We start from the raw sequence: 26,322 nt of genomic DNA on the forward strand, positions 1-26,322 counted from the left end.
CCGCTTTAACCTTTAACGGAGCCAATCAAGGCCCCTTTCACAAAATACTTCTGTATAAACGGATAGACAAGCAGGATCGGCAAGGTGGATACCATAATGGTAGCGAATTTCAGGCCATCCTCCACTACCACGATATCGCCCACAACCGGACCATCCGTTCCCGTCAATTGCCCCGACAGCACGATATTTCTTAAAATCACCTGGAGGGGCTGCATATCGGCATCCCGCAGATACAGCAGCGGCCCCATGAAGTTATTCCACATCCCGACGGCATAATACAATCCGATGGTGGCCAGCACCGGCTTGGAGAGCGGGAGCACAATCCGGAAGAAGATTCCGATTTCGGACAAACCGTCTATTTTTCCGGATTCCTCTAGCTCTTGAGGCATACCCATGAAGAAAGTTCGCATGATGAGCAGATTCCAGGTGCCTACCGCTCCGGGCAGCACCATGCCCCATATAGTATTGACAAAGCCAAGCTCCTTCACGACCAGAAACGTCGGAATCATCCCACCGTTAAAAAACATCGTAAAGACGATTAGCATCAGGATCGGTTTGCCCATGACCATCTTGGTCTTGGACAGGGCATAAGCCCCCAATGCCGTTACAATCAAAGAAATGGCGGTCCCAATAATCACATAAATCAGCGTGTTTTTATATCCTTTCAGCACCCGTCCGTCCTCAAACACATACTGATACATATCCAGGTTGAAGCCCTTCGGCCATAGCCATACTTCCCCGGAGGCGATGGATGCGGAATCACTGAGGGACACGGCCAGCATATAAACAAACGGGTAAAGACACGCCATCACAATCCCGGACAAAATCAAGGCATTGAGCGCGTCAAACCAGTTCCATTTCGGTTTCATCACGTTCCTCCTTTACCAGATGCTGCTTCCGCTGACTCGTCGGCTGAACGAATTGGCCGCGATAATGAAGATAAAGCTGATGATGCCGGTAAACAGATCAATTGCCGTGGCATAACTGTAGTTGCCTTGCGTTAAGCCGACCCTGTACACATAGGTGGATATAATATCCGCTGTCTCATAAGTGGCCGGAGTCGAGAGCAGGTATACTTTCTCAAAGCCGATCTCCAGTATTTTCCCGATATCAAGTATCAAGATAATCACGATCGCCGGCGCGATGCCGGGAAGTGTGATGTTCAGCGTCTGCTTCCACCGATTTGCCCCATCCATCCGTGCCGCCTCATATAATTGCGGATCGATTGCCGTCAAAGCAGCCAAATAGATGATGGTGCCCCATCCAATATGCTGCCATACGTCAGTCGTTACATAAATCGATCTGAACCATGAGGCCTCAACCAAAAAGTTGATTCGTTCGAGTCCGATGGCACTCAGCAGCTGGTTGACCATCCCGCCTGTAGGTGACAGAAACATGACCGCGATCCCCGCTACAACCACGTTGGATATGAAATGCGGAAGATAACTGACCGTCTGAACAAACCGCTTCAAAAAGGATTTGCTCACTTCATTAATGAGTAACGCAAGTATGATGGGGGCCGGAAAGCCGAAGATCAGCTTATATAACCCCAGCAGGAATGTATTTCGGAGAACAGGCCAGAAGTCAGGCGTATTAAAAAACATGCTGAAATATTTGAACCCCACCCAGTCGCTCTCCGTGATCCCCTTAAATAAGTTGTAGTCCATAAAGGCGATCGAAATGCCGAATATGGGAACATACTTAAAAATGATGTAATACAGAACACAGGGAAGAAGCAGCAGCAGCAGGTATTTGTCCCGCTTCACTTTCGTCAAGAAACTCGAATTCTGTGCTTGCAAAAAACGTATCCTCCTTTAGCAGCGAAATCCATGCTGTACCTGCAAGCCGCTCCCCTTGCGGACCCGGACCAGGCTTGATACGAACCATAGAACCGGTCCGTAAAAGAGAGCCACTGCGTTCATCTGGCTGCATGGCGTAAAGCTTTAAATCACTTGGCTTCATTCAGGAATTGTTGCGTCCGCTCATAAGCGCTTCTATGAACATCCAGCACCTGCTGCACGCCAAGCTTGTTCACTTCGTTCACGTAAGCATCCCAATCATCCATCGGTTTCTGTCCTAGAATGAACTTGGCAATCTGCTCCTCATGAAACTTTTTCACGGTTTCGCCGACCATGCTCAGCACTTCATTTTCTTCATTCGTATAGGCGAGTCTTGGCTGCGGCTTCGTTTCATGGTCAGGCGCGATTTTCATCGCTTCCCGCATTTTTGGGGAATACATGGACTCGTAAGCCGTCATATCCAATACCGAATGTGCCCCGATCGTTGCAATGCCCGTCTTGGTTCTCAAGTCGCCGAACTCTTTGTAATCCGCGTTGAATTTGCGAACCCCGTTCTCGGTTGTGAATGTCTCCCCTTCCCTACCCCAAGTTGCCAATTCAATTCCTTCAGGGGAGAACAAGAAATCGAGGTACTGAAGCAGACGATCCCGCTCCTTGGAATTTGCCGCCACCGCAAAGCCGTCGGACTGCAATCCGGCAAATACATTGTGGGACTTGCCATCCGGAGTTCCAACAGGAGGAACCATATAATCGAGACTGAACTCGGATGCCTTATCCCCAAGCATTAACGGAAGTTCATCCATGATGCCGATATAGTCGCTGGCGATAAACGATTTGTTCTGAAGCAGCAGATCGTTAAATTGCTTGCGTTTATGCGCCATAAAGTCAGGGGCTATCAATCCTTCCGCATAAAACTTATTCATATACTCAACCATTTTCTTGTAATTGTCCTCTGTTGGGCCGTAGCGCCATTCGTCCTTCTCATCATCGTAATAATAGCCGCTGTTGGTGTTAAACGCAGGTGCCATATTGACCAGAGGACTCAAACCGTTAAACACGGCAATCGGAAAGCTGTCCGGATATATTTCCTTCAATTTTTTCGCAACCGTATATAATTCGTCGTAAGTGGTCGGCGGCGTCAGATTGTGTTTCTCGAATACGTCGTCCCGGTAAAGCCATGACCGCCTGGATTGCTGCTCAAGTCCATACAACGGCATAAAATAATTTTTCCCCTCTGGAGACAGAATAGCTGCCTTTACTTCCGGATGGTCCTCGAGAAACTTCTTATAGTTTGGCATCTGATCCAAGTGCTCGAAATAGTCGACAAACGCTCCGCTTGCCCCGTGCGTATTGGCGGCATTCAGGCTGTTGACCATCATAAGATCCGGTATCTCGCCCGAGGATATCGCCAGGTTCATCGTTGTGGTGTAATCGCTCATCACGGGTTGTACCTTGAAGGAGATGCCGGTTTCTTCTTTTAAGTACTTATAAATCGGCCAATTTTCCTTATACGGCCAGTTCGTATGAGAGAAAGTCATCATCTCTAGTGTGACTTCCTTGCCTAAGGCGACGTTTTCATGATTCTCCTCCTTTACCGCGTTTTCTTTTGAGCAGCCGCTCAATAATGTGCCGGTTATAACGGCTGCTAATGCCACCAACCCGAGCTTTCGGTTCCAAATTTTCACGCAACCCTCTCCCTTATGTAAAATGATGTAACGCCAGCCGCTCTTAAGGCAGCATGTCGTTTATGATTTTGATTCTACTTGCCGAACCCGTGCGTTGACTATTCACATTCCTTCCCGTTATTGCCTGTAGCTACGATTCTGAAAAAGTGGCAACTTTCTGAACCACGGTACATTCACCGCTCAGATCCCGCACCACGGATGGGCCCTTGCCTATTGAATGGAGTTCCTTGCATCTTAGTGCGAATTGACAGCCAAGGGGTAAACTTTTACAATACGGACTAGAGTCACCCAGCGAAAATGAGGAAGCACCCTTTTCGAATCTTGGATGTTCTATTACGATTCAATCCACTGATATCTGAAAAGAGAGGTGCTTTCATTTATGTACGGAAAACTTCATAGCGCTTGCTTGCACGGCATTGACGGTGTTGTCATCCAGGTGGAGGTGGACCTGGCGAACGGCTTGCCCCAAACCTCCATCATCGGTCTGCCCGATTCCTCCATTCGTGAATCTATTGAGCGCGTTCGCGCAGCGATTAAAAACTGCGGTTTTACCTATCCCTTAAAACGGGTAACGGTCAATCTTGCACCGGCAGATCTGCGCAAAGAGGGCTCTTCCTTCGATCTGGCGATCGCCGTCGGCATATTGCTAACAAGCGAACAATGGACCTTTTCGAATGCCGGGCAATTGTTGATCCTGGGCGAACTTGCACTGAATGGTACGCTTAGGCCCATCACAGGGGTATTACCAATGGTAGAGCAAGCGAAAAAGGAAGGGTATGCCGGGGTTATTCTTCCACGCGAAAATGCTCCGGAAGCCGCATTGATCGGGGGGATCGAGGTCTATGGGCTCCAGCATTTAAAGGAGCTTGTCCAGGAAGGACCCGATGAAAACATCCATACTAGTGAAACTGGGGGAGCTACAAGCTTTACCGTTTCGCTGTCAAATCTCAGATATGATCGATCGAAGCCTACAAGCAGAACCCATGTGAACGGCCTGCAGGACAAGCAGCTGGAAGACTATAGAGATGTGATCGGTCAGCAGCATATCAAACGCGCCCTGACCATTGCTGCCGCAGGCATGCACAATATTCTACTCATTGGGCCCCCGGGTACTGGAAAAACCATGCTCATGAAGCGCCTCCCCACCATACTGCCGCCGCTGGCGGACCAAGAAGCGTTGACCACGACGAAAATCTTCAGCGCTGCCGGAAAGCTAAAGCCATCCGATGGGTTGATGACAAGACGTCCCTTTCGGTCCCCTCACCATACCATTTCGGCTGGCGGGCTCATCGGAGGCGGCACCATTCCGAAGCCGGGGGAAGTCAGTCTGGCCCATAAAGGGATCCTATTCCTGGATGAGCTTCCTGAGTTCTCGAGGCATGTGCTGGAGGTGCTGCGACAGCCCCTGGAGGATCGTGAAGTAACCATCAGCCGGGCACGAGCGGTGTTTACCTTCCCGGCGCATTTCATGCTCGCTTGCTCGATGAATCCCTGTCCGTGCGGTTATTACGGCAGTGATCATCCTCATCAACGATGCACGTGCAGCGTTACACGAATCGCTCAATACCGCGCTAGAATATCGGGGCCCTTGATGGATAGGATCGACCTTCAAGTGGACGTGCCTCGGCCCAAGGAATGGCCGGGAAGCGCAACACCTATATCCTCCGAGCAAATGCGGGATCAAGTCTATGCGGCACAAACGATTCAATTGGAACGCTATAGCAGGCTCCCGTTCAGCTGGAACAGCGAACTGTTCGGCAGCTTCCTGAGGAAACATGCGGTGCTGGACAAGGACTCGGCAGAGCTCCTGCAAGCGACAATCGATACGCTGGGCCTGAGCATGCGCGCTTATGACCGAATCCTGAAGCTGGCCAGAACCATTGCCGATTTGGAGGCATCCGATGCAATCCAGAGCCAGCACATCGCTGAAGCGATTCAATACCGTCAGCTGGATCGCCAATATATCGCTGCCGAAGAAACAACTCGTTTATGAAATGGAGTCAATAGCCCATGATCATCAGACCGATGACAAATGAAGATATGAATGACATTATCGAAATATGGCTTAATGCATCCAAGGATGCCCATCATTTTATTCCTGCCGATTATTGGGAATCCAAGCAAGAGGAAATGCGAAATATTCATCTGCCGATGGCCGAAACCTATCTGCTTGAGGATAACGGTCATGCACATGGCTTTGTTTCCCTTGTAGAGGATAATCTTGCGGCGTTATTCATCGATACAAATCGTCAAGATCAAGGATATGGTAAAGCGTTGCTTCACTATGCCATGGACCTTCGAAATGTATTGAAGCTTCAGGTATACGAGGAGAATCAGAGAGCATTTCGCTTCTATGTAAAGAATGGTTTCCAAGTGCATGAAAAAACCGTGGATAGTGATACGGGGCAGAAAGAGCAAATCTTGATCTGGAATAAAATATAAAGCCTCTACGGAGGAAGCGAAGTACTTCGAGCCGCGACATGCCATGTTTAACTTTTATGTCTCCAATGTCGAGGAGGCTTATCAGCATCTGAAAGAAAACGGAGTACCTGTCGATACCATTATGGAATACGGCGCAACCTATTTCACTTTTTATGATCTGGATAACAACTGTCTAGAAGTTTGCTCGTATTGAATAAAATAACCTGTCATACGCAAAGAAGGTGATGGAGCTCAGCTCCTATCACCTTCTTTTTTTATTGTAATCCTTATGGATTCTTCGGATCGTATCCATCTAAAATGCATTCTCGATATGATCCATCGAGACAGGCGTCAGATCCGCGCAAAGCATAACGGAGATAACATCAAACCGGATCGGCCGATCATAATAACGCTTATGATGAACGTACTGCTGGGCCGTGTTTCGGACCTGCATCACTTTGCGAGCATTCACGGACTCGGCAGGCGTGCCGAAGCTATTCGTTCCGCTTCGGCTTCTGACCTCAATTACCACAAGGGTCTCCCCTGTTTCAGCGACGATGTCCAGTTCTCCAAAGCGGCAGCGCCAATTGCGGTCCAAAATCCGGTATCCTTTTTCAATCAGGAAAGCGGCCGCCAGCTCTTCGGCAGCGGCTCCTTTTTGCTTGCGGCTGTCCTTTTTACCGTATGGCGGGTTCATTAGGGCATCATCCCTCCATTCTTCGCTTGACGATCCGCACGATAAACATATGTCAACACTTCCGCTACAAGCTGGTATAGCACCTCCGGAATCTGCTGATCCAGATCCAGCTTAGAGAGAATCTCCACCAAAGCTGCATCTTCTTGGACAGGGACGCCATGCTCTTTGGCTTTGTCTAATATAGACTCCGCCAATTTCCCTTGCCCTTTGGCAACCACAATCGGTGCTTCACTCTCGCCAGGCGTATATTTAAGGGCGACCGCCTTTTTCATGGCCGTTATTTGCCCTTGCTCTTTCTCTTCCTTGCTCATATCCGCATATCCACCCCTTTATAGGTTTGCGGGGTGTATTCTGCCGCCGTTCCCTGCACGGACGTGTCTGAAGTAAGCGGTGCAACTAGGGGCAGCGGTTCTGTTTTTACACTGAGCAATTGATAGCCGATAGACGAAACAGCCTGAGCCAACTCTTGCTTTTTCCCCTCAAACAGCTCCGCGGCGTAACTCTGATCATTCCGAAAGCTGAGGCTGACAATCCGGTCAACGACCTGCACATCGATCAAGGTCGGGCCCAGAAATTTCATGTCCAAGTCGAATAACAGCCTGCAGTTGGTCGCGTCCAGCTCGCCTTTGCGCCCTCTACGTGATTGAATATGTACGGATGCCGTCTGTTCCCCGTCAACCCCATGCAGAGGGATGAACATGGTGACCTGCGCGAACGGTGCCGTTCGATCGGTGTTTAGCAAGAGCTGCTGGCCCGTTAAATGCTGAACGACTTGCTGTGCCGCTTCCTTTAGCGCAGGCGGCGCATCCTGGCTGGACAACACCTGAAGCAACACTCCCTTCAGTGTGTCTTGCAGGGCAAGCCCCGATTCACCCGATGATGGCATTGAGGCCATAACGGCTTGCTGTACGCCTTGGGCGATATTCTGCTGCCCGGATGGCACAACTGGCTGCGTCGAGCCCTGCTGATTCACAGCACCGGCCTGAGCATTCGGAACAGCTTGCTGGCTCGCATTCGCCGCATTCCCTGGCGTGCCGAGGGCACCTGGTGTAATCGCTGCTGCGCCACTGCTGCTAGGGGCAGGTGCTGCTGGCTGGGAAGCTGCTTGTCCGCCTGCTTGGCCTGCCGCGGCAGCGGTTGGCTGAGCTGTAGGGGACGGCGGTGCAGCAGCTGGAGCAGGAGCGGGAGCTGCTGCATTCGCTCCTGCCGTGGCGGCGCTCGGAGCCGTGCCTGCGGCGGCACCGCTGCCGGGCGGCGCTGCCGCAGGCTGCCCGGCTGGTGCGGCGCTACCCGTGCGCGCCGCTTCGCCCGCGGGGCCCGTACCGGCCCCGCGCAGGGCTTGCTGCTCGTGCTCCGCACCGAGCAGCTTCAAGAGCCGCCCCACCCACGGCTCCGCGCCGAGGGTGGGCGGCTTTGGCGAAGGGCCTGCGGCCCCTTCGCCTGGAGCTGCCGCCGGGCCCATGGCCACGGCGGCGGGTTGACCGGCGGCAGGCGTTGCCGTGCCGCCGCTGGCCCATGGCTGCGCGAGCTCGCCGCGCAGCTGCTGCAGCAGGCCTTGCAGCTTGGTCAGCAGCGCTTGCTGACCTGAGCCGGCCTGCGCTGTACTGCCAGCAGCGCCATTCGCAGCCGCTGCTTGCTGCGGTGCCCCAGCGGAGGCCTCCCCGCCAGCAACCGTCGCAGGTGCTGCAGTTGCTGCTTGTTTCCCTGCATCCACCAAACCTCCGGTACCTGCGCTTAAAGCAGACGCCAGCTGCTGCTCCAACGACTGCAGCAGTTGATGCAGCTGGGGCCCGAATACCGCCTGATGCAGTCCCTTCACGCTTTCGGGGGTAATCGGCAGTCCGCGGTGAAACGCGATCGCTGCCGATTCTGCCCATTCCGCCGCGGGAATCTGCGGAGGCTTCACGGCCAATGCCTCGCGGAACATGGCGATATTATCCTTCGTTAGCGGAACTCCCGCGTTCTGCATACCCCGGATCATTTCGCGGTTTTCCTTCGTATCCGGAAGACCGGCAAAATCCAGCACCTCAGCCATCGAAGACGGGGACAGGGGCTGGCCAGGCGTTTGACTAAGCGGCTTGAGAACGGCCGTCCCTCCCTCTCCCGGCGGCTGAACTTGCAGAAGAGCAGTTTCCCCAGCTCGAAGCGGCGTTTCCAGCTTCGCCTTCACTTGAACGCCCTGGATCTGCACCACGGCTTCTTGTCCGTCTTCCGATACGTTCATAACGACACCGCGAACGACCTGACCCGGTTTTAATTCCAACGTCTTGGCGTCTCCCGGCTTTTGCTCTCCCAGGAGGCCGCGAATCAACGATCCGATGTTCACGATAGTTCCTCCCACACCTTCTGTTTACCTTATATATCGGCAGCAGCCCGCCTTTTGACGAGGGCGGGCTGCATCGAAATCTAGAATAAGGACAATTGCTCAATCTCCATATTTTTCAGAAAGCTTCTTCTATGCATGGCGGTAGGTCCGTGCAGCTGCAGCTGTTCACGGTGAAACTTGGTAGCGTAGCCTTTATGTACGGCGATTCCGTATTCCGGATAACGCGTCTCCCATTCCCCTTCGCACAATTTATCGCGAGTGACCTTGGCAATAATGGAGGCCGCAGCAATGGACTGGCTGTTAGCGTCGCCTTTAATGATGGAACGTTGGGGAATATCGCAATCCACCTTCTCGGCATCAACAAGCAGAAACTGGGGAGTAACAGCCAATTGCTCCATGGCCATCTTCATGGCAAGCCTTGCGGCTTGTTTGATGTTAATGCGATCAATCGTTTCCGCGTCCACCAAACCAACGCCAACCGCCAGCGCCTGTTCCATGATGAGGTCATAGAGGATTTCCCGCTTCTTGGCACTGAGTTTCTTCGAATCGTTGATCCCCTCAATCACTAACCCCTCCGGCAAAATGACCGCCGCAGCGACTACGTCGCCGAACAAACAGCCGCGCCCTACTTCGTCAATACCTGCAATATGTATATAACGGCTCCAGTACTCACGCTCGTACATTAATAAATCTGTCATAGGTTTAACCCCTTTGGTTCCGAATTACCGTTTGTTTGATGTCTGTACACGGTGCTTCAAACACTTTCTATCAATCTAGTAACTCTTCTAGATTATCACACTCGCCACGGAGCGTCACCCTTTATCCCCCCTTTCCAGCTGGAGCTGATGCGAAAATGCCCGTCCTAACAAGTTATACGCCAAAATGATTTTGCTCCGGTCCATGTGATGAAATCATTGCAGAATAAAAATACCGCCATTTTCGTTGTCATTGCCGGCGGCTTCAATAATGCACCTGAATTGCGTATTGTTGAGCCTCACTCACCAACTATACATAGCGATGAAATCGGAATTAATGCTGCTAACATACTATTATCCCTGGTGAAAGAACCGAAATTATCTTAATCAAGTTACGCACATCCAAACGAAGTCGATCATCAGAGCATCTACGAGTTAAACTAGATAGAATGAATGCAATCTAATCTCCTCCTGTTCTGATCCATAAAAAATAACCATTCCGCCGTTTAACCGGCAGAATGGTTATTTTTTGGTTTAAACTAGTGGAAGATAGATCTCGTTCACCCTATTGAATCAATAAGGGGATTCCATCGAATAACGCCCGAGCTTGCCTGCTCGTAGTTCACGTAGGAAAATGCTCGAGGCTTTCTCCAGATCGACTCTTCCTCCGCTGACGATGCAGCCTCGTTTTCTTCCGATCGCTTCCATTATCGCGACAATTTCATCCGGATTATCCAGATCTGTTGGACGCTCCTTAAGATCAAAACGTTCGCTCATCGACTCCCAATAATAGTTGGAGAAATATTTGATCGCAAAAAAGGCAATATCCTCTACGTTCAATATTTCCTCTTTGATGGCGCCGGTTACCGCAAGACGATACCCTACATTCTGATCCTCGAATTTCGGCCACAGGATGCCGGGTGTATCCAGCAATTCCATCTCACCACCGGCAACCTTGATCCACTGCTGTCCTTTCGTGACACCCGGGCGGTCTCCCGTCTCCGCAATGTTACGACCAGCAAGACGGTTAATCAGCGTAGATTTGCCTACATTCGGTATGCCTACAATCAACACACGCATAGCTCGCGGGTTCATGCCCTTGGCTATTTGTTTATCGATCTTCTCTTTCAGCAGCAGCTTAATCTGGTTCGGAATATCCTTAACACCTGTCCCTGTGGATGCATCTACAGGAAAGGCGGTTAGGCCATTTTCCTTGAAGTGGGCTTGCCATTGCCTTGTGACCTCAGGATCTGCCAAATCGGCTTTATTCATAATAATAAGCCGCGGCTTGCCCTGCAAAATCTCGTCAATCATCGGATTTCGGCTTGAGAGCGGAAGCCTCGCATCGATCAGTTCAATTACAGCATCGATCAGCTTCAGCTTCTCCTGAATTTGGCGGCGCGCTTTGGTCATATGTCCGGGAAACCATTGTATTGTCAAACGTCGTCACCTCTACTTTGCACTGCAAACTTCATCGTTTCTTTAGCGCCTTGGCTAATGGTTGATGAGCCCTATGTCTTTAATCGGCCAGAAAATCAAGTCTGCTCGCCCGATAATATCCCCCAAAGGAACATATCCTATCATACGGCTGTCCGTGCTGTTGGAACGGTTATCGCCCATCACAAACACATGACCCTCTGGCACAACACCGTCCTGAACGAACGAGTTCGGGAAATCTGTGTTATTGTATAATCTGTTTTCAGCATGGGCTTGATCAATCGCTTCCTGTATGTAGGTTTCATTCACAGGCTCCCCATTGACAAGCACTTTATCGCCTTCAACTTTAACCGTATCACCAGCAACTGCGATCACGCGTTTAATGAAATCCCTGCCCTCATCAGGAACATGGAATACGATAACTTCTCCACGCTCGGGTTTGCGGATATCATATAAAATCTCATTGACGATCAGCTTCTGATTGGATACAAAGTTAGGTTCCATGGATGGGCCCTGCACAATAAACGGTTTAAAGAGAAGCCAGCGAATGAGAACGACGAGAACCAGAGCAATGAGAAGAGCCTTCAGCCATTCTACAAGCTCGTTCTTAGCCTTTTTGGCCGGTTTCCCCACGTTGGTTTCAATTGCCTCCTGGTGTTGATCTTTCTCCATAACCCACCGTCCTTCCCTATAGATCGCTCTCGCATTATAGCGATTTTTGGATATACAAAAGGGGCTTGTATATACGCACAAGCCCCTTTTACCGCCTTGTAATTAACGACGAATTTCTTTAATTCTCGCTGCTTTACCGCGCAGTTCACGAAGATAATAAAGCTTCGCACGACGCACTTTACCACGGCGAGCCACTTCGATTTTATCGATTTTAGGCGAGTTGATTGGGAAAGTTCTTTCCACACCAACACCGTAAGAAATTTTACGAACGGTAAAAGTCTCACTGATTCCGCCACCGCGACGTTTAATTACTACACCTTCAAACAACTGGATACGCTCACGAGTTCCCTCGATAACCTTAACGTGTACTTTTAAAGTATCACCAGGACGAAAGCTCGGAATATCTTTACGAAGTTGTTCTTGAGTAATCGCTTGAACGATATTCATCTATGACTCCCTCCTCTCACACAGGTGTTCTTGCATCTTCCGGAAACTCTATGTATTTCCTTCATTATCCGCAGCGGACCACCGTATTCACAACAAAAGAAATGATAACATATTTTGTAGACCGAATCAAGTGTTTTATCTTTACACCCTCATGTATAAACCAGCTTTTTCACCTAGCTCTCGTCCATAAAAAACCACTTCCAGCATGAAAAATCATACCGAAAGCGGTTAGTCTCACCTTAATTTACGGTTTCTTTCGAGTCGTTTATGCCCTTATGACGCTTGCCATAGTATTCAAGGATGTCATCTACCGTTTGAAATTGAACTTCTGTATTTGTTGTTTCTTCTATTTTCGCTTCATGTTGTTGTCGATGTTCTGCCATGACAAGATGCCTCCCAGTTCTCAAGTGATTCTCAAGTTACTTCTCCAGTTACATATTACCCATCAACGCAAGAGTTGTATCAGCAATATTTAAAAAATATAACACTGAAGTATACAAATCTGGGTTAAGAGCCAATTCTAAAGATAGAAATCCTTGCGCCGGTTTGAGGAGCATTAATCGCTTTGCTGACTGGCGATAAATTATAGAGCCCTACGGTGTTACCAGCACTTAAATTGATGACCGTAGATCCTGATACCCCGGCAGTGGTTGAATTCGAGTTCATGTTCGCCGTACTGGTTATATTCCCGTTCACGGCGATTCCGAACGTGTTGGGAGCGGTTTGGCCATTTTCGAGCGATATCTGCCAATCAAAATAGTAAAAACCCGCTGTCACGATAGTCAACGTCGTTGTACCATTAAATGTTACACCTTGAAGTGTGCTCGTCGAGAAGGTTACAGGTGAATTAGTAGCCACATTTTGAGTGACTCCATTACTGGCATACAACACGCTGCCGCCGATAAGCGTGTTCGCCCCCGTCGCACCTGTTACACCTGTAGCACCCGTTACTCCTGTTGGACCTGAGGCTCCTGTCTCTCCCGTAGTTCCGATTGGCCCTGTAATCCCGGTTGCTCCTGTTATTCCGGCTGCTCCAGTAACACCAGTTGAACCAATTTCTCCGGTTGCTCCTGCTGGACCCGTAACGCCGGTTACTCCCGTAGCACCAGTCAAACCTGTTATTCCGGTTACTCCTGTGGCACCTACTTCTCCCGTCACTCCAGTTGGGCCTGTTACACCGATTGCTCCCGTAACTCCCATTGGCCCTGTAACGCCAGTTGAACCTGTCGGACCCGTTAACCCTGCTGTACCTGTTGCACCGGTCATACCTGTAGATCCGGTCACTCCGGTTGCCCCTGTTTCGCCTTTTACTCCTGTTGCACCTACTTCTCCCGTCACTCCTGTTGGGCCTGTTACACCGGTTGCTCCTGCAACTCCCGTTGGACCTGTCACGCCTGTTGCTCCCGTAACACCTGTTTGCCCTGTGGCACCGGTCACTCCAGTTACCCCAATTTCGCCTGTTACTCCTGTAACTCCTGTTGCACCAATTTCTCCTGTCGCTCCTGTCGGACCCGTAACACCTCTTGGTCCTGTAGCACCGGTCATTCCTTTCGATCCTGCGACTCCGGTTGCACCTGTTTCGCCTGTTACTCCTGTAGCTCCCGTCTCACCCGTGGATCCCGTTACTCCTGCCGTCCCTGTTGCTCCCGTAGCACCTGTAACTCCTGTTAGCCCTGTAACGCCAGTTGCTCCTGTTGCACCCGTAGCGCCAGTCGGACCTGTTACACCGGTAACTCCTGTAACTCCTGTTGCACCAATTTCTCCTGTCGCTCCTGTCGGACCCGTAACACCTGTTGGCCCTGTAGCACCGGTCATACCTGTCGATCCGGTCACTCCGGCTGCTCCTGTAGCTCCTGCCTCACCTGTTACACCCGTTGCTCCTATCGGCCCAGTTGCGCCTGTTATTCCAGTGGCTCCCGTTGCCCCGGTCTCGCCTACTGCTCCAGACGCACCGGTTTCACCAATCGGTCCGGTCGCTCCTGTTATCCCGCCAGGTGCCCCTGGCGGTCCTTCCGGACCTGTTGGACCTGTAGTGCTGCCCACCGCGCCCGTCGGGCCAGTTGCTCCCGGCACACCGTTAGCACCTGCAGTGCCCGTCGGGCCAGTCACACCCGCGGCCCCTGTCACACCTGCCGCTCCCGTCGCTCCTGTCGCTCCAGTCAAGCCCGGCATACCATTTCCCTGTACACTTCCCAATGTTTCCCGAATCGTAAGACCTTGAACACTTTCAGCACTCGTCCTTGCAATGGAGAGTAGAGATTGCAAGGCGACATCTTGGACAGCCAATGGAATACTCAATGTCGCTACCGTTCCTGATAAAGCATTTGTATAATGGGTCAACTGTTCATTCAAAAGTTCAAGGGACGCTCCATTCAACAGCAATGCATTCATTCCATCCGCTGCTGCTTGCAGCCTGCCCAGCTGTTGTGCGGAGCTCCCTAACCTCGCAGCCTGCTCATGAATTCCTTGAAACACCTCGGCAAGCCGCTGACGTGATCCAACACCTGGATTCGTAGTCGCATCCATGATATAAAAAGGTATATTATCCATAAGGTTGACTAGTGGAGCAGCATCCGTACTCTGAATGGACTCTATGCTGAATTGAATACCATTCTGTAAAGCTGTGATATCTGGTCCGATATCGCCGCCGACTCCGAGTCGTTCTCCATACGATTGAAACAGCGTCATGACCTCATTCAGTCTTATTAAGATCTCCTGCAGATTATCTGTATTGGACATCTTTGCAATTTGCTGTACGACCTGCCTAAGACCCCGCCGTTCCAGCAGTGAGAACCTCATTCCCGAAACCAGATCGTTAATGCTCTGCAATTGTATTTTAATAAGTGTGAAATCCTCGTTAACCGGCTCTTTCACAAATGCGCGTAACAGTGATATTAATTGACGGATCAATGTAACGAAACGAGTGACTTGGTTCCTTCCGACATCGATTCGTCCGGGTGTAAGTCCCTGAATTACAACCTTGCTATTCCTACGTTTCCTTCTTTCTTGCCTCAATCGATTTCACCCCTTACGATTAATGCATCCGCAAACGCCTATTTATCACACTATTCAATTCATACGAATTTTGTTCTCAGGTGCAAGCATGAAACGTGCATATTACTACATACTAGCCACATTCAAGAAATAAAAAAACGAACAGACCTGTGCTTACAGATCTGTTCGTGAGATTAATCAAAAAAAGCTTATGAGGATCCCGCTTCTCGCTGAAGCTTGTTTAAATATGCCCGATCCTGCTTGGACAACTCCAGCTTGTCTAACAACTCAGGGCGACGCTCCCATGTCCGCTTAAGCGCCTGTTCCCGACGCCACACGTCAATATTTGCATGATGACCGCTTAACAAAATATCCGGCACTTTCCAGCCACGAAACTCTGCCGGGCGGGTATAATGCGGATATTCCAGCAGGCCAGTACTGAAGGAATCCGTCACCGCTGAGGTTTCATTCCCTAGTACACCCGGCAGCAAACGGACCACAGAATCGATGGCAACCATCGCTGGCAGTTCTCCACCGGTAAGCACATAATCCCCAATGGATAACTCATCGGTAACAAGAAACTCGCGAATGCGTTCATCATAACCTTCGTAATGCCCGCATATAAACACCAGATGGTCTTCCTGAGACAACTCTTCGGCCTTTTTCTGCGTAAAGGTCTCTCCTTGCGGACACATCAGAATGACTCGCGGAGGTTTGGCTGTTCCGGATGTTTCCACTGGAATCTCTCCAGCAGGATTAGCCCCATCCTCATGATTCGAAATTTCATGCGTATCAGAAGCAAGGATATCCTCTACCGCTGCAAAAATCGGGTCCGGCTTTAACACCATCCCCCCACCACCGCCATATGGAGTATCATCGACCTGACTGTGCTTATTTCCGGCATACTGACGGAAGTTAATGGCATTCAAGTTCACAATTTGTTTTTCGGCCGCTTTACCTAGAATACTCGAATGAAACACACCATCGAACATCTCAGGGAACAGCGTCAGCACATCAATCCGCATGGACTATAACAACCCTTCCATGAGATGCACGCGAACAAGCTTCGATTCCTTGTCTACATCAAGTACGACATCCGGTATGGCCGGAAGGAGAACTTCTTTTCCCTCAGGTGTCTTGACAACCCACACATCATTCGCGCCTGGGGTCAAAATTTCGGTGATCGTGCCAAGCTCCTCGACAGGGTCTTCGTCGATCATCACCTTGCAGCCAATGATTTCATGGAAATAGTACTCGTTCTCCGGAAGCTCTTCCTGAAGATCCGCTGTGATCTTCAGCAGCGAGCCCTTATATTTTTCAGCATCATTGATGCCATGCAGCTCCTTGAATTTAACGATATACATGTTTTTATGAAAACGAGATGTATCCACCGTTACTTCAATCTTGCTCCCCTTGTCCGGGACAATATACAACTGGCTCTTTGGAGCAAATCGCTGGTCGGCAAAATCCGTATGCGGCATGACTTTAACTTCCCCGCGGATGCCGTGCGTATTCACGATTTTCCCTACAGTTAACAACTTTTCAGACATGGTCTTCCTCCTGCATCACTTAATGAACGTTCTAAGCTGGTTTGACCGGCTGATTTCTTCAGCATGTACGAAAAAGGGCTAGGACATGCATCCTAACCCCCTTTCGTATATTTTAAGAAATGATATCAACGGTCACCCGTTTATCCATTTTAACCGCCGCCGATGTTACGACTGTACGCAATGATTTGGCGATACGCCCTTGTTTGCCTATGACCTTCCCGACATCGTCAGGATGCACGTACAGCTCATAGACAATCAAGTGCTCCTTCTCAACGGTTTTCACAGTCACATCTTCTGGATGATCCACTAAAGCCTTAGCAATAACGCGAACTAATTCTTCCATAGATAACCCTCGCGATCAGTCTTATTTCTGATGCTTCAGCTCATGAAACTTCTTCATTACGCCCGCTTTGCTAAGCAAGTTGCGAACCGTGTCAGATGCTTGCGCACCATTTTGAAGCCAGTTCAGTGCTTTCTCTTCATCGATTTTAACTTCAGCCGGTTGAGCAACCGGATTGTAATAACCGATTTCCTCGATAAAACGGCCATCACGTGGGGAACGGGAATCAGAAACCACCACGCGGTAGAAAGGAGCCTTGTGAGCACCCATGCGTTTCAGACGAATACGTACTGCCATTTGAAAATTCACCTCCTTCAAAAAATGTCCATTCGATATGACCGAGACTTAACGGAATGGAAACTTCATGCCTTTCCCGCCGGTCAAGCCTTTTAGCTGTTTCATCGCTTTGTTCTTACCGCCTTTAGGACCCATCATATCCGAGAACTGCTTCATCACGCGGCGCATTTCGTCAAACTGCTTGATGAGCCGGTTCACTTCAGCCAGCGAGGTTCCGCTGCCTGCCGCAATCCGTTTACGACGGTTGTGATTGATGATGTCAGGCTGCTGCTTCTCCGCCGTTGTCATGGAGTGGACAATAGCCTCGATGCGTCCCATCTGCTTCTCATCAACCTTGAGATCCTTGGCTTGCTTCATCTTGCCCATGCCCGGAATCATATCCATCAGCTGATCCAGAGGACCGAGCTTCTTGACCTGATCCATCTGCTCCAGGAAATCCTCGAACGTAAATTCGGCATTACGCATTTTACGTTCCATTTCCTTGGCCTTATCTGCATCAATGTTCGATTGTGCTTTCTCGATAAGAGACAGCATATCGCCCATTCCGAGAATCCGCGATGCCATCCGTTCCGGATGGAACGGCTCAAGTGCATCAATCTTCTCGCCGAGTGCGGCGAATTTGATCGGACATCCGGTAACCGCCTTAACCGAGAGGGCGGCACCGCCTCGGGTATCACCGTCCAGCTTCGTGAGTACGACACCTGTCAGCGTCAATTGCTGGTTGAAGCTTTCCGCGACATTCACCGCATCCTGACCCGTCATCGCGTCAACGACAAGCAGGACTTCGTCAGGATTTACAACGCTGTGAATCTGCTTCAATTCTTCCATCAGCTCTTCATCGACATGAAGGCGACCGGCAGTATCGATAATGACATAATCGTGACCATTATCTTTGGCATGCTGGAGGCCTTGCTTCGCGATTTCGACCGGGCTTGTCTTGTCTCCCAGGGAGAACACCGGCACGTTGATCTGATCACCGAGTACTTCGAGCTGCTTGATCGCAGCAGGACGATAGATGTCGCCGGCAACGAGCAGCGGTCGGCTGTTCTGCTTCTGAAGCAGCTTAGCCAGCTTGCCCGAAGTCGTTGTCTTACCGGCACCTTGCAAACCGGCCATCATAATGACCGTTGGCGGCTTATTGCTCTTCGCCAGTTTGGCTTGGCTTCCTCCCATCAACTCCGTCAGCTCTTTATTAACGATGTCAATGATCACCATGCCGGGCGTAAAGCTGTCCATCACTTCCTTGCCGATGGCCTTCTCTTTTACTTTGGATACGAAATCCTTAACCACTTTGAAGTTAACGTCGGCTTCGAGAAGCGCGAGTCGAACTTCACGCATGGCGGCTGTTACATCTTCTTCGGACACCTTGCCTTTACCACGAAGCTTGCTGAACACATTCTGTAGTCTGCTGGTCAATCCTTCAAACGCCATATCCGCCACCTCCGTTCATACTTAATCCCATACTTTTAATCGTTCAACCATATCGGTCATTACATTCTTATCATGTTCACCCAGGTCGCTACTCTCCACCATTTCCCGAAACTTATTCAGCTCCCGGATGCGCGTCTCATGCTTGCTTAGGAGCCCCAACTTCTCTTCATAGGACTCGAGCACCTGCTCTGCACGCTTGATATGTTCATAGACGGCCTGACGACTAATCTCAAATTCACCTGCGATTTCGCCAAGGGAAAAATCATCATGGAAATAATATTTCAAAAAGGTCTGCTGTTTCTCTGTCAGCAGCTGCTCATAGAAATCGAACAGCAAATTGATCCGGTTCGTCTTCTCGAGCCGATTCTCCTGACTCATTTAAGGGCACCCCCCTCGTCAAGGAAAAACACTTTACAGTTCGCTTAACGAACCTTATCATACAAAAAACAAAGAAGGATGTCAAGCCATTTCCCTTGTCATCCTTCTTCATGTGCAGGAAGCCTTCTTCCTGCCCGTTCAACCGATAGGAAGAAGGTAAATCAGTATCGCAAAAAAGTGGAGAATCGAACCCGCCAGCACAAACAAATGCCAGATGGCATGATGGTAAGGAAAACCCCGCCATACATAGAATATGGTGCCCAGCGTGTACAGCACGCCCCCAATGGCAAGCAAATTCATGCCTTGCGGCGCTACAACCGCCGTTAACGGATTCCAGGCAATGACGATCAGCCAGCCCATCGCAATGTAAAATATCGTGGAGAGGAACAGAAACTTCTTGACGAAGAATGCTTTAAATACGACACCGAACAGCGCAACGCCCCATACGATCCCGAAGAGACTCCAGCCCAGCGTTCCCCGGATGGCAACCAGCAGGAAAGGGGTATACGTCCCTGCGATAAACAAGTAAATGGAGGAGTGGTCCATAAACTCAAAGAAATCCTTAGCTTTCCCGTCTCTCAAGCCGTGTACGAGCGTTGAGCTCAAATACAGCAGGAGCATCGTCGATCCATAGATCGTAAAGCTAACCACATGCCAGGCAGTGCCCTTCAAACTTGAAAAAACAATCAGGAGCACCAGTGCTGCAACACTTAGTGCCGCTCCTATGCCATGTGTTATTGCATTCGCTATCTCTTCTCTGCGTGGATAAGTGTAAGTATTGGCCATAACATGTATCCTTTCGCTTGAAATCTTATACTTCATTATACGCGCTGCGGGCATGCAAAATCAAAACCGCCCCCTATATCAGCCCCTCTGCGATTGGAAGAATTGCTGGATGGCGCTGACGATTTGGCGGGACGCGGTCCCGTCACCAAACGGATTATGGGCTCTTGCCATGCTGTGGTACGCTTCCTTATCCGTCAGCAGCTGCTCTATTCCTGCCTGAACCGCTTCACACTCCGTACCAACGCATTTTAGGGTACCGGCCGTGACTCCTTCCGGGCGTTCGGTTTTATCCCTCAGCACCAGAACCGGCTTCCCCAGGGACGGCGCTTCCTCCTGTATGCCGCCGGAGTCCGTCAAGATCAGATAGGAACGCTGCATAATATGATGGAGATCAACGACATCGAGCGGTTCGGTCAAGTGGATTCGCTCGTGCCCCTCAAGCTCTTGCGCGACCGCCTCCTGCAGCACAGGGTTCGGATGAACCGGATATATCACATCAATGTCAGGGTGCTTCTGGATCACCCGCTTCACTGCCTCAAACACCCCTTTCATCGGTTCTCCCCAATTTTCCCGCCGATGCATCGTCATCAATATGAGTCGGCTATCTTTCCGTAACTTGTTCTGTATCGGATGCTCAAAAGGTGCCTGGAGCGTCCACTTCATCGCATCGATTCCCGTGTTTCCCGTTACATACACATGAGCCGAACGATTCTCGGCTTTGAGATTTGCTGCGGACAGCGCCGTCGGGGCAAAGTGCATATCAGTCACTCTGCCGATCCACTCGCGATTCATCTCCTCTGGAAACGGTGCGTATTTGTCATACGTCCGCAGCCCTGCTTCCACATGTCCCACCGGAACCTTTGCGTAATAAGCTGCCAATGCACCAATAAATGCAGTCGTCGTATCTCCGTGGACATGCACGAGATCATATTGATTTGCTTGAAATATTTCCTCCATCCCTTTTAACAGGTCAGCGCTCAGACTGTACAGAGACTGCCCTTCCTTCATGATATTCAGATCCATTTGCGTCTTTATTTCAAAAAAGCGAAGCACCTGATCCAGCATTTCCCGATGCTGGGCGGTTACACATACGATGGGAGTCAACCCCGGGGTTAACTCCAATTCCTTGATCAAAGGCGCCATTTTAATCGCTTCCGGACGCGTGCCTAATATCACAAGAAGGTTTTTCTGATTCACGAACCTTCACTCCCCTCGTTTATATGAAAAGATAAGTCTGAAAGGTCATATCTTAAGCATTATATGGAAAGTTGATAGATTCGTTCAGGTCATAGAGAAGCTTGTAGAAATCAACCATTTTTCAGTCATTCGGCTCATTCGTCCAATTCTATGAAGCTAGCAACGCATATATTATCCCGAAAATAAAGAAAGGAGGAAACCTCTTGGCTGTTATCATTTATCCGAGAACGATGAACTGGTCGTATATGAAACAGAGACCGCAGCAGCTTATGGCTCAATTGGGCGCGCTTGGTCATCAGGTTTTCTTCGAAAACCTGGCACCGCTGGATAAGGAGTTCAAAGAAATTGAACCGAATGTGTTCCTATTCACCGATACCAAAACGTTTCTGCACAAAAAGCTGCCTGCGCTTCGCAAAGAACATCCCATAGTCGTCTGGACGACCTGGTCTAAACTTCGAACGCGCATTTCCACTCTCTTCAAACCGGACATTACGATCTACGACTGCTGTGACGAATTCCCGCATTGGGCTAAATACGAACCCAAAATGATTGAAGAGGCGGACCATGTCGTGTGTACCGCAGAGGTGATTCACACCCGATTGTCCTTGGCGTATCCGGATAAACCGCTTACCCTGATCCCCAATGGCGCCGACTCTTCATTTTTTCATATTCCATTCAGTGAAAGACCCGCCGATCTGCCTCCGGGTCCTGTTGTGGCTTATATCGGCGCCTGGGCGTATTGGGTAGATCATGAGCTGTTTGCTAAGGCGGCCCTTCGTTTTCCAAACGTCCATTTCGTTTCCATTGGAGCTCCTTACGGCAGCTCCGGCGATTATTCGAAGCTTTCCAATGTGCATATACTCGGTGAAAAGCCGCACCAGGAGCTCAAGCGTTATCTTACTCATATTGATGTGGCATTAATCCCATTCCAATACCATCCGATTACGCTGGCAACCAATCCAGTCAAAGCATACGAGTATCTGGCTTCAGGTGTTCGCGTACTGTCAACGGCTCTGCCGGAATGCATTGCCATGGAGCCGCATGTTACCACAGCGACAACCCATGATGATTTTTTGGGCAAGCTGTCCTCCATGCTCCATCACCTGGACGCAGCAGAGCATAAACTAGCCCGCATTGCCTACGCCAGAGAGAATCGCTGGGTTGAACGCGGATTGAAAGCCGATCAAGTGATCCGGCAGGCCATCCTGGACAAAGGCATGAGCACCCATTGAAACCCTATACCATACTCCGTACGCAGCCATTCGGCTACGGAGCCACCGATACGTCAGCCTATCGTGAACAAATCATTCAGGAAGTCAAACAAATAGACCGTGAGTGGATTCTATGGGGCGGTACCTTGTCTTTTTCCCATAAAAGCGCACAGACTTCCATTCCGATGCCACCCCCTATTCCAGATCATGTTGTCTGTGTATGCATGAACGGTGCCCCGCTGTATTGGAGAAAATCCTGGCTGCTTGCTTCTCTTACCTACTGGAATAACAGGCTTCCGGCTGCCAAATTTCTGCCTTACGATCTGCTGCCCGAAGACCCAAGCCTTACTATGCATCTGGACCCAACGCAAAATCCTCCGTATCAAAAGGATCTGGAGTATATTCTCCCTATTCTGTTGTCTGCAACAAGAATGCGAGAGAATACCACCAGCTCCAAAGGGACTTTATCCCCTGTAATTCCTCCGCAACCTGTCGTCTCCATTCTGATGAGCATTCACAATATGAAGGACACTTTAGGCTGGAGCATCCGTTCCGTGTTGGCACAATCAAGCGATAACTGGGAGCTGCTAATAGGTGATGACGGCTCTGAAGACGATAGTCTGGAGGAAGCCTGCGCTTATCTTGACAGCAGAATTCGGGTTCTGTCTCAATCGCGTAACCGCGGAAAGGCGATCATGATGAATCGGCTGCTTTTTGAAGCAAAGGGTCAATATATTCTGGAATTGGATGGCGATGACTGGCTGGCTCCCGATGCGGCCGCACTCTTGTCCGAAGCGCTTGACAACAATCCGGACAGCAGGATGGCCACGGGCCGGTATGGATGCTGGGAACGCACCCGGCAGCTCGGTCCTCTATGGAGAAGAAACGTTGATTCGGGCAAGCTTTATTCGGCGTGGTCTACTTCCTTAAATCGAACGAAACTACACGGCCACCCGCTCGTTCCCCGTATGTATCGAAAGTCATCCCTAATCGCCATTGGCGGCTGGTGGAATCGGGAGGATCGCCTCGGACGTATCTTCGAAGATATCGATATCACTTCCAGGCTTCTTAAGCACAGCTCACCAGTTCAGGTCGATGCTATCTTGTATCATCGCGTCATTTATGGCAGCAGTACCAGCCAACGTAACCGCAGCCTCTTTGAAGCCTGGTATCAGCAAACACACAAGAGCTAGACAGCGCTTGAAAAGGAGGTGATACGTACATGCATATTGCCGCTTCCGGGTACTATGGAATGGGAAACTTCGGTGATGATTTATTTCTCCACACCCTTCGCCAATTATTCCACGATCATCACGTCTATCCCTGGAACTCCCGATTGGATCCCCATCAGACTGATGCCTTCATCATCGGTGGTGGAGATTTAATTACACCTTACTCATTCAGTCCCTATTACTTCCCGCCTCAGCTCGTAGGACAGCCCACTTGGGTCTATGGTGTCGGCATTGTGGATGCCTACCCCGAACACACCTGGCCTGAAGAGCAGGTATCCGCCTATCGGAATATCATCTCCAAGGCAAACCGTGCGGTGTTCCGGGATGAACGATCGTCAGCCATCGCCAAGCGGGCAGGCTTCCACCGAAATGTCGAAACAGCCCCTGACATGGTATTCGGCTATCGTCAGCCCGATATCCCGGTGAAACGTTTCTCTAAACGTCCAACGATTGGCGTCGTTGTATTTTCCTATGAATCATTTCCGATGGACAACATGACCAAACTGCTGGCACATTTTATCGCCAAAGGCTATCATGCCGTCCTTATCCCGGTCATTCATCATCCGGGCAACGCGTACTCCGATTACGACACATGTCTGCAATTGCAGCAAAAGGTAAAGGAGTCTACACCCGCTGCTTCCATTGAGACGCTGCCGTTTCTCATGGATATTGAGCTCACTTATCGTTTCATTCAATCTGTCGACTATTTGATATCCTTCAAGCTTCACCCGTCGCTAGCCGCTTTACGTGGCGGCAAGCCTGTACTGGCGCTTAGCACCATGAGCAAAGTGCATAGCCTGCTGAGCTCTTTTCAACTCGGTCAGTACTTTACGGATTATCGTCTACCACTAGATGTTCTGATCGATAAAACCGAAACCTTCCTTAAATACGGCCCTGGTCATGTACAGCAAATTATGCCCATGATCCGCGCGGCGGAGGAAGAAAGCACTGCTTCGCTTCTGGATTTAAAGAAGCATATCGAAGAGCACAACCGTTGGTAATACAGAAAGGAGAATGACTATGTGTTGCTTCCTGTTCTGCAGAAGACTTGCAAGGCGAGTCCAGATGTTAACACGGCAGGTCGAGCTTCTAAGCCAGGAAACCAGTCAATTAACCGAACGGGTAGGGTCATTGGAAAGTCAGGTCCTCACCGGTTTAACGATTAATCCGGAGCTGACTCAATTTTTCGAAGTCCGTACCGGCCAACAAGTCCGGGTCAGCACAACGTTTGTCACGTTGGAAGGGGTCGTTTTGGCTACTGCTGAAGATGGTGTTCAGCTCCGTGAGGCATCTGGTGACCTTGTGCTGATTCCATTCGCTAATATTACTTCCGTTCAGTAATTCCTACGAATGATGCTGGATATCAGCTTCAAACTTTCATTACGGCAAGGAGGTTAACCGATATGCGCTACGTGGATTGGCTGCAGGGATTTATCGGCTCGGAAACCGAAGTAACGGTGTCGGGAGATGTGATCATTGGCACGCTGACCAAAGTGGGCGAAGGAACCATCACCTTAAAAGTACCGCCCATCATCTATGGTCCTCCTACAGATACGGCCATCATCCCGCTTCGTTCAATTGAATTCGTTCGGATCGTCTCTTCATAAAAAGCATGTGCCCGTAGATCGAGCCGAACATGAAGAAGGACCGAAAGTAAATCTTTCGGTCCTTCTGTATACATATTTGATTAGACCAGTGTCTAGTCTTGTTGTTCTACAGCATTCTCTTCTTCTTTAATCAAACCCGCGAAGAGGGCATGAACGAACTGCTCCGAGTCAAAGGTCTGAAGGTCGCCCATTTTCTCTCCCAAGCCTACCAGCTTCACCGGAAGATTCAACTCTTGACGAATCGCGATCACGATGCCGCCCTTAGCCGTTCCATCCAGCTTGGTTAATACGAGGCCGGTCACGCCGCTCTTCTCCCCAAACAGCTTCGCCTGGCTCAGCGCATTCTGTCCTGTCGTCGCATCAAGGACCATCAGTACCTCATGCGGGGCACTCGGAATTTCACGTTGAATGACGCGGAAGATTTTATTCAACTCTTCCATCAGATTCGTTTTGTTCTGAAGGCGTCCCGCCGTATCGCAGAGCAGAACATCCGCTTGCCGCTGCTTGGCGGCTTGAACCGCATCGAACATGACAGCTGCCGGGTCTGAGCCGGGCTGCTGTTTAATGACTTCAACGCCAACCCGTTCTCCCCATACTTCTAGCTGTTCAATCGCACCCGCACGGAACGTGTCGCCCGCTGCGAGCAAAACCTTCTTGCCCTCCTGCTTGTAACGATGCGCAAGCTTGCCAATCGTAGTTGTTTTACCGACTCCGTTAACGCCGACAAACAGAATGACCGTAATGCCATCCGGATTCTCCCGCAGCTCATTGCTGCTGTCATCACGAAGGAGTCCCATCAGCTTCTCTGACAATACTGGCTGCAGATCGGCAGCGTCTTCAATCCGCCGTTTCTTCACTTCGGCACGAAGATCGTCCATCAGATCCATCACGGTATTCACGCCGACATCAGCACCAATCAGAATCTCTTCCAATTCCTCATAGAATTCTTCATCGATCTTTTTCCGGCGGATCACCAGGTCCGACACTTTCTCGATAAATCCCTTCCGAGTTTTCTCAAGTCCGTCGCGGAACTGTTTTGTTACGTTTTCCGTTTTGCTGGAAATGCTCTCTTTTAACTTCTTAAAAAAGCTCATACGTACCCTCCATGTCGTTATGTTAA

29 protein-coding genes are annotated in these 26,322 nt (G+C 50.1%); 8 read left to right on the top strand and 21 right to left on the bottom strand.

Annotated features, from left to right (window positions below; all coding sequences use genetic code 11):
* Positions 1 to 5 precede the first annotated feature (5 nt).
* The 3 genes from CRG97_RS21225 to CRG97_RS21235 all read right to left on the bottom strand — a co-directional run bounded on the left by CRG97_RS21225 (position 6) and on the right by CRG97_RS21235 (position 3,484).
* Positions 6 to 869: a carbohydrate ABC transporter permease gene (locus tag CRG97_RS21225; RefSeq protein WP_098747070.1), complete on the bottom strand. Its 864-nt coding sequence runs from the start codon at positions 867 to 869 to the stop codon at positions 6 to 8.
* Between the two features lie 12 nt (positions 870 to 881).
* On the bottom strand, positions 882 to 1,799 hold the full coding sequence (locus CRG97_RS21230; RefSeq protein ID WP_098747072.1) for an ABC transporter permease: 918 nt from the start codon (positions 1,797 to 1,799) through the stop codon (positions 882 to 884).
* Positions 1,800 to 1,948: 149 nt separating this feature from the next.
* Positions 1,949 to 3,484 (bottom strand): ABC transporter substrate-binding protein, encoded by a 1,536-nt coding sequence (locus tag CRG97_RS21235; RefSeq protein WP_098747074.1) that lies wholly within the window; start codon positions 3,482 to 3,484, stop codon positions 1,949 to 1,951.
* 379 nt (positions 3,485 to 3,863) lie between these two features.
* Here CRG97_RS21235 and CRG97_RS21240 point away from each other — a divergent pair, with 379 nt between their 5' ends.
* The 3 genes from CRG97_RS21240 to CRG97_RS34110 are packed head-to-tail and all read left to right on the top strand — an operon-like array spanning position 3,864 to position 6,119.
* Positions 3,864 to 5,477, top strand: coding sequence for a YifB family Mg chelatase-like AAA ATPase (locus CRG97_RS21240; protein WP_098747076.1), 1,614 nt, complete (start codon positions 3,864 to 3,866; stop codon positions 5,475 to 5,477).
* A gap of 17 nt (positions 5,478 to 5,494) precedes the next feature.
* Complete coding sequence (locus CRG97_RS21245; protein WP_098747078.1) at positions 5,495 to 5,926, top strand: N-acetyltransferase; 432 nt, start codon at positions 5,495 to 5,497, stop codon at positions 5,924 to 5,926.
* Positions 5,927 to 5,969: 43 nt separating this feature from the next.
* A complete protein-coding gene (locus tag CRG97_RS34110) occupies positions 5,970 to 6,119 on the top strand; it encodes a VOC family protein (RefSeq protein WP_343225204.1) in 150 nt (49 codons plus the stop codon).
* A 99-nt stretch (positions 6,120 to 6,218) separates the two neighbouring features.
* Here CRG97_RS34110 and CRG97_RS21255 read toward each other — a convergent pair whose 3' ends face one another.
* From CRG97_RS21255 to wecB, 17 genes are all read right to left on the bottom strand, one after another.
* Positions 6,219 to 6,602 (bottom strand): YraN family protein, encoded by a 384-nt coding sequence (locus tag CRG97_RS21255; RefSeq protein WP_098747081.1) that lies wholly within the window; start codon positions 6,600 to 6,602, stop codon positions 6,219 to 6,221.
* Entirely contained in the window at positions 6,602 to 6,913 is a 312-nt protein-coding gene (locus CRG97_RS21260; protein ID WP_098747083.1) for an EscU/YscU/HrcU family type III secretion system export apparatus switch protein, read from the bottom strand. The genes CRG97_RS21255 and CRG97_RS21260 overlap by 1 nt, the downstream gene beginning before the upstream one ends.
* A complete protein-coding gene (locus tag CRG97_RS21265) occupies positions 6,910 to 8,928 on the bottom strand; it encodes a hypothetical protein (protein WP_098747085.1) in 2,019 nt (672 codons plus the stop codon). Before CRG97_RS21265 ends, CRG97_RS21260 begins: the two co-directional genes overlap by 4 nt.
* A gap of 80 nt (positions 8,929 to 9,008) precedes the next feature.
* Complete coding sequence (locus CRG97_RS21270; protein ID WP_098747087.1) at positions 9,009 to 9,626, bottom strand: ribonuclease HII; 618 nt, start codon at positions 9,624 to 9,626, stop codon at positions 9,009 to 9,011.
* 570 nt (positions 9,627 to 10,196) lie between these two features.
* Complete coding sequence (gene ylqF / locus CRG97_RS21275; protein WP_098747089.1) at positions 10,197 to 11,063, bottom strand: ribosome biogenesis GTPase YlqF; 867 nt, start codon at positions 11,061 to 11,063, stop codon at positions 10,197 to 10,199.
* A gap of 54 nt (positions 11,064 to 11,117) precedes the next feature.
* The gene (gene lepB / locus CRG97_RS21280) at positions 11,118 to 11,732 is read right to left on the bottom strand and encodes a signal peptidase I (RefSeq protein ID WP_036663956.1); all 615 of its coding nucleotides are present in this window, start codon (positions 11,730 to 11,732) and stop codon (positions 11,118 to 11,120) included.
* Between the two features lie 102 nt (positions 11,733 to 11,834).
* Positions 11,835 to 12,179, bottom strand: coding sequence for a 50S ribosomal protein L19 (gene rplS / locus CRG97_RS21285; protein WP_015736355.1), 345 nt, complete (start codon positions 12,177 to 12,179; stop codon positions 11,835 to 11,837).
* A 239-nt stretch (positions 12,180 to 12,418) separates the two neighbouring features.
* Positions 12,419 to 12,562 carry a hypothetical protein gene (locus tag CRG97_RS33340; RefSeq protein ID WP_202618978.1) on the bottom strand — a complete coding sequence of 48 codons (144 nt, stop codon included), beginning with the start codon at positions 12,560 to 12,562 and terminating at the stop codon, positions 12,419 to 12,421.
* A gap of 124 nt (positions 12,563 to 12,686) precedes the next feature.
* On the bottom strand, positions 12,687 to 15,194 hold the full coding sequence (locus tag CRG97_RS34045) for a collagen-like repeat preface domain-containing protein (protein ID WP_114149315.1): 2,508 nt from the start codon (positions 15,192 to 15,194) through the stop codon (positions 12,687 to 12,689).
* 188 nt (positions 15,195 to 15,382) lie between these two features.
* Entirely contained in the window at positions 15,383 to 16,198 is an 816-nt protein-coding gene (gene trmD, locus CRG97_RS21295) for a tRNA (guanosine(37)-N1)-methyltransferase TrmD (protein WP_098747091.1), read from the bottom strand.
* 3 nt (positions 16,199 to 16,201) lie between these two features.
* Entirely contained in the window at positions 16,202 to 16,723 is a 522-nt protein-coding gene (rimM, locus tag CRG97_RS21300; protein ID WP_098747093.1) for a ribosome maturation factor RimM, read from the bottom strand.
* 112 nt (positions 16,724 to 16,835) lie between these two features.
* Positions 16,836 to 17,066: a KH domain-containing protein gene (locus tag CRG97_RS21305; protein WP_006211360.1), complete on the bottom strand. Its 231-nt coding sequence runs from the start codon at positions 17,064 to 17,066 to the stop codon at positions 16,836 to 16,838.
* A gap of 21 nt (positions 17,067 to 17,087) precedes the next feature.
* Entirely contained in the window at positions 17,088 to 17,360 is a 273-nt protein-coding gene (rpsP, locus tag CRG97_RS21310; protein WP_006211361.1) for a 30S ribosomal protein S16, read from the bottom strand.
* Between the two features lie 48 nt (positions 17,361 to 17,408).
* Positions 17,409 to 18,791 (bottom strand): signal recognition particle protein, encoded by a 1,383-nt coding sequence (gene ffh / locus CRG97_RS21315; protein ID WP_076325017.1) that lies wholly within the window; start codon positions 18,789 to 18,791, stop codon positions 17,409 to 17,411.
* 21 nt (positions 18,792 to 18,812) lie between these two features.
* The gene (locus CRG97_RS21320) at positions 18,813 to 19,169 is read right to left on the bottom strand and encodes a putative DNA-binding protein (protein ID WP_098747095.1); all 357 of its coding nucleotides are present in this window, start codon (positions 19,167 to 19,169) and stop codon (positions 18,813 to 18,815) included.
* Positions 19,170 to 19,307: 138 nt separating this feature from the next.
* Complete coding sequence (trhA, locus tag CRG97_RS21325; RefSeq protein ID WP_053492602.1) at positions 19,308 to 19,955, bottom strand: PAQR family membrane homeostasis protein TrhA; 648 nt, start codon at positions 19,953 to 19,955, stop codon at positions 19,308 to 19,310.
* Positions 19,956 to 20,033: 78 nt separating this feature from the next.
* Positions 20,034 to 21,152: a non-hydrolyzing UDP-N-acetylglucosamine 2-epimerase gene (wecB, locus tag CRG97_RS21330; protein WP_098747097.1), complete on the bottom strand. Its 1,119-nt coding sequence runs from the start codon at positions 21,150 to 21,152 to the stop codon at positions 20,034 to 20,036.
* A 203-nt stretch (positions 21,153 to 21,355) separates the two neighbouring features.
* Between wecB and CRG97_RS21335 the strand changes: the two genes are divergently transcribed.
* The 5 genes from CRG97_RS21335 (at position 21,356) to CRG97_RS21355 (ending at position 25,202) form a co-directional block, all read left to right on the top strand.
* Positions 21,356 to 22,384, top strand: a complete 1,029-nt coding sequence (locus tag CRG97_RS21335) for a glycosyltransferase family protein (RefSeq protein ID WP_098747100.1) — start codon at positions 21,356 to 21,358, stop codon at positions 22,382 to 22,384.
* Entirely contained in the window at positions 22,381 to 23,556 is a 1,176-nt protein-coding gene (locus tag CRG97_RS21340; RefSeq protein ID WP_098747102.1) for a glycosyltransferase family 2 protein, read from the top strand. Before CRG97_RS21335 ends, CRG97_RS21340 begins: the two co-directional genes overlap by 4 nt.
* Positions 23,557 to 23,585: 29 nt before the next feature.
* Positions 23,586 to 24,596 carry a polysaccharide pyruvyl transferase family protein gene (locus tag CRG97_RS21345; RefSeq protein ID WP_098747105.1) on the top strand — a complete coding sequence of 337 codons (1,011 nt, stop codon included), beginning with the start codon at positions 23,586 to 23,588 and terminating at the stop codon, positions 24,594 to 24,596.
* Between the two features lie 64 nt (positions 24,597 to 24,660).
* Positions 24,661 to 24,936, top strand: coding sequence for a hypothetical protein (locus tag CRG97_RS21350; protein WP_237566523.1), 276 nt, complete (start codon positions 24,661 to 24,663; stop codon positions 24,934 to 24,936).
* A gap of 62 nt (positions 24,937 to 24,998) precedes the next feature.
* A complete protein-coding gene (locus CRG97_RS21355; RefSeq protein ID WP_098747109.1) occupies positions 24,999 to 25,202 on the top strand; it encodes a hypothetical protein in 204 nt (67 codons plus the stop codon).
* A gap of 92 nt (positions 25,203 to 25,294) precedes the next feature.
* On the opposite strand, the gene ftsY is transcribed toward CRG97_RS21355, so the two are convergent.
* Positions 25,295 to 26,296, bottom strand: a complete 1,002-nt coding sequence (gene ftsY / locus CRG97_RS21360) for a signal recognition particle-docking protein FtsY (RefSeq protein ID WP_098747111.1) — start codon at positions 26,294 to 26,296, stop codon at positions 25,295 to 25,297.
* Positions 26,297 to 26,322: the final 26 nt, after the last annotated feature.

Origin of the sequence: Paenibacillus sp. EZ-K15 (assembly GCF_002573715.1) — a bacterium.
Classification (GTDB): domain Bacteria; phylum Bacillota; class Bacilli; order Paenibacillales; family Paenibacillaceae; genus Paenibacillus_AQ.